Annotated in this window: 1 protein-coding gene; it reads right to left on the bottom strand. The window is 48.0% G+C overall.

Going from position 1 to position 744, the window contains the following annotated elements; genetic code table 11:
- Nucleotides 1-381: 381 nt before the first annotated feature.
- Nucleotides 382-654 (bottom strand): hypothetical protein, encoded by a 273-nt coding sequence (locus tag ACFPZN_RS56285; protein WP_096205768.1) that lies wholly within the window; start codon nucleotides 652-654, stop codon nucleotides 382-384.
- Nucleotides 655-744: the final 90 nt, after the last annotated feature.

Genomic DNA, 744 nt, shown 5'->3' with positions numbered 1-744 from the left:
TTTTTTGCCAGGGTTTTTGGTGATTCTTGAACCCCACCCAACCCGAAATCGTGCTGAATGTATCTGGCGACTACTGATACAGCAACTGCAAAGGCAAGCCCAGGGGTATTTGCGGCGAGGCGCGATGAACAAATAGGAAGCTGCATGGCATTGCTCCTGTTGATCTTAAAACTCGCGCCCCCGGTGACGGCCATCATTACGGCCCTGCGGGGATACTTCAAAGACCGCTAACCCTAAGCCCAGGAGGCTATTATGGTTGCATTGCTGTTGAAAATCGTACCGCCGATGTTCGTGATCATTAACGCGATCATTGAGTACGTAAACCAGCGTCCTTAAGCCTGGTTTTGAAAAGGCCCGGAGTAGTGGGCCTTATTAACTTCGTTACAGCAGCTCATCTGGGATTGGTTTAACACCTGAGCTTTCAATGAACTGGATTATCTCCTGCCCAGTTGCGCTACGACCAATGGCTACCGCGTAGACGTGCCCGTTATGCTGAATATGGTCAACCTCAAACGTTTTGAGGGGAGTGCCATTGTTTCCACAACCAGCAGCCTGAACGGTAACTTCTCCTACAAGCAACTTTTGTTTGGGATAATCGTCCATCTTGATCTTCCCATCGAGACCGCGACCAATCAATAGATATTCAACTTTCACCTAGCATCCTCCTGCTTCTGATAACCGGTTCGTTGCCTTTCGGCAAAATGATAGAACGTTCCCGATAATATCTTAGACAATCAATAAAAT

Source organism: Actinomadura rugatobispora, from assembly GCF_042656285.1.
GTDB classification, from domain to species: Bacteria; Actinomycetota; Actinomycetes; order Streptosporangiales; family Streptosporangiaceae; genus Spirillospora; species Spirillospora rugatobispora.
This window is presented reverse-complemented; position numbering and strand designations above follow the sequence as displayed.